The sequence below is a fragment of the Moorena sp. SIO4A5 genome, from assembly GCF_010672005.1.
Lineage (GTDB): Bacteria > Cyanobacteriota > Cyanobacteriia > Cyanobacteriales > Coleofasciculaceae > Moorena.
This window is the reverse complement of record NZ_JAAHHZ010000530.1, coordinates 1-3,348: the sequence shown is the minus strand read 5'-3', so window position 1 is coordinate 3,348 and position 3,348 is coordinate 1. Positions and strand designations below refer to the sequence as shown.

Below are 3,348 nucleotides of genomic sequence, written 5' to 3'. Positions count from 1 at the left end.
TTCAGCAGAGGTGCTTTCCCTTTTTGTAAAGCCAAACTATCGTGGTCAAGGAATTGGTACAGCACTATTAACCCGTATAGAAAAAGTGTTATCATTGAGGGGATGTCAAGAGGTTGAATTAATTTATACAACTGGCAGATCAGGAATTTTAGAATTAGAATCCCTTTTGCGTAAGTGTAATTGGAGTCCCCCAGAATCTCGAAGATTAATATGTCAATCAACAACAGATAAAATTGCTAAAGCACCTTGGATGCAGTTGAGTATGTCTTCTTCCTATCAAATATTTCCCTGGATAGAAATAACTCAAGCTGAACGTAGGACAATTGAAGAGCAACAACAACAACACCCTTGGATTGATCCTGATTTAGTTCCTTGGAAATACGAGAAAGAATTAGAACCTCTAAACAGTTTAGGCTTACGATATCGAGGACAGGTTGTAGGATGGGTTATTACCCATAGGATTGCACCTGATACTATCCGTTATAGCTCAATGTTTGTTAGAAAGGATCTACAAAAAAGGGCTAGAGGAATGACTTTAGTTGTGAATGCTATTCAACTTCAAGCACAAGTAAATATTCCTAACTGCGTTTGCTCTGTACAAATAACAAATACTGCTATGAGTAATTTTGTAAAGAAACACATGAGTCCTTACTTAACTTCTTTTGAAGAAAGTCGAGTAAGTTTTAAAGCTTTAATAAAACCTTGGATTTGAGGACTGCTATTTATGGTCTCAGATATTAATTGATTAATTAAAGTTATGATGTATGAATTAAATCGTATTGATAAATTTGGACAAGCTTTTTTCTATCAACCACTGACCTTTACTCAATAAATATATGTTACCTTACTTAACCTCTAGGGGAGAAATCAGATTATTTGAAAAATCATTTTGTTAATTCTTAATTATTAAAGTAAAACTTAAACATGTTAACCCTAACCCAAAGTATCAATACTAAAATAAGCAAGCGTGTCCGCACCCCTACCCTCATACAAATGGAAGAAGTAGAGTGCGGAGCAGCATCATTAGGCATTATTTTGGGTTATTATCACCGCTTTGTTCCCCTTGCTGAATTAAGAAAAGTATGTGGTGTATCACGGGATGGCAGTAAAGCCTCTAGTGTACTTAAAGCAGCCAGAACCTATGGTTTGACTGCTAAAGGGTTTAAAAAGTCATTGGAAAACTTAAAAACTTTAAATCCGCCCTTTATCATATTTTGGGAGTTTTGCCATTTTTTGGTTGTAGAAGGGTTTGGCAAAAATTGTGTTTACCTTAATGATCCAGAAACGGGTCCCCGTAAACTATCGTTAGAAGAATTTAGCCAAGGTTACACTGGAATAGTTCTAGTGATGGAACCTGGCCCAGATTTTAAAAAAACCGGAAAAAAAACAAGTATATTTTCTTCTCTAAAGAATCGGTTACAAACATCTCATGACTCAATTTTATTCTCTATATTAGTAGGATTAATTCTAACCTTTCCTCGGTTGATAGTCCCTATGTTTAGCCAAGTCTTTGTGGATAAAATTTTAATAGAAGATTATCAAGACTGGCTGAGACCGATGTTATTGGCAATGGTGATTACTGCAATTGTTCAGGGACTTCTTGCCCGTCTGCAATTAAAAGTATTACGCCGACTTTTAGTCAAACTCTCGGTTAGTATGTCCGGACAATTTGTTTGGCATATTTTACGCTTACCTGTAGGATTTTATGCTCAACGGTTTTCGGGTGAAATCAGCGATCGCGCTCAACTCAATGATCGGGTAGCAGACGTAATTTCTGGCCGTCTAGCCACCACTGTTATTGATGTGATCATGATGGGGCTTTATGCCCTATTAATGTTTACTTATGATATACTCTTAACCACGATCACGATTCTATTTGCCAGCTTTAACTTTATAGCCCTTCAATACTTATCTCGTAATCGCACAGATGCCAATATTAGTTTAGCCCAAGAATATGGAAAAGTAGCTGGTACAGCGATTGGTGGCATTCAATCAATTGAAACCATTAAGGCATCTGGACTGGAATCAGATCTGTTTACTCGATTTGCCGGTTATTATACTAAAGCCTTAAACGCTCAACAAAAATTAGGGCTACAAACACAAATTCTCAATGCACTTCCCAATCTGTTAACCGCTTTAGCTACAGCCTCTATCTTGCTAATCGGAGGCTTACGGGTTATCAAGGGAGAACTAACCATTGGAATGCTAATTGCTTATCAACTTTTAACCAGTAGCTTTCTCAAACCCATTAATGAACTGATTAATTTTGGGAGTACCTTACAAGAATTAGAAGCTGATATTAATCGCCTTGATGATGTGCTGCAAAATCCTATTGATGAAGAAGCCACTCGTCAGACCCATCAGTTTTCTCGTCCCATCAATAATGATGCTCTAACTTCCGATTCATTTAAATTACAGGGTAATGTAGAATTTCGTAACATCAGTTTTGGGTATTCTCGCTTAGAATCTTCCCTGATTGAAGACTTTAATTTAATTATCAAACCGGGGCAAAGAATTGCTTTAGTCGGTAGTAGTGGTTCAGGAAAATCAACCATTGCTAAATTAGCCTGTGGATTATATGTCCCTTGGCAGGGGGAAATCCTTTTTGATGGTATTCCTCGCAGTCAAATTCCGCGTGCTGTTCTTGCCAATTCCTTAGCAATGGTTGAACAGGATATTTTTCTTTTTGCGGGTACAATTCGAGAGAATTTAACCCTTTGGGATACCACCATTCCTGAATCAGATTTAGTTAAATCTGCCACTGATGCCGCCATTCACGAATCAATCCTGTTTCAGCCAAAAGGATATGATGCTCCACTGAGTGAAGGGGGAGCAAATCTCAGTGGTGGACAACGACAACGCCTTGAAATTGCTCGCGCTTTAGTGAGAAATCCTACCATTCTCGTCTTAGATGAGGCAACTAGTGCTTTAGATGCAGAAACAGAATTAATCATTGATCGTAATTTACGACGGCGTGGGTGTTCCTGCATTGTCGTTGCTCATCGTCTAAGTACCATTCGAGATTGTGATGAAATTATTGTCCTGGATAGAGGAAAAGTTGTTCAACGGGGAACCCATGAACAATTACGCCAACAAGCAGGAACCTATCAACACCTCATCAGTAGTCATTGAGTGGTAATCCAATCTGAAATAGAAAAAAATGACAGATCAACGTCTTATCTCTTCCAATACACCCTATCAATCCTCTATAAAACACATTTTAAAAATTTATAGCGTTTTTCATAACTATAAGGTATACAGGATTTTAGGCGTTGCTGAATTAAGGAATGAATGCGCGATCATCTGGTTTTATTAAAGCCCCCTAAATCCCCCAATTCTGGGGTACTT

General features: G+C 37.8%; 2 protein-coding genes. Both read left to right on the top strand.

Annotation, left to right across the window (positions count from 1 at the left end):
- Positions 1 to 712 (top strand): GNAT family N-acetyltransferase (locus F6K57_RS40430; RefSeq protein ID WP_293074558.1); only part of this gene is annotated, 712 nt, incomplete at its 5' end.
- Between the two features lie 212 nt (positions 713 to 924).
- On the top strand, positions 925 to 3,132 hold the full coding sequence (locus F6K57_RS40425) for an NHLP family bacteriocin export ABC transporter peptidase/permease/ATPase subunit (protein WP_293074554.1): 2,208 nt from the start codon (positions 925 to 927) through the stop codon (positions 3,130 to 3,132).
- The last annotated feature ends 216 nt before the right edge of the window (positions 3,133 to 3,348 follow it).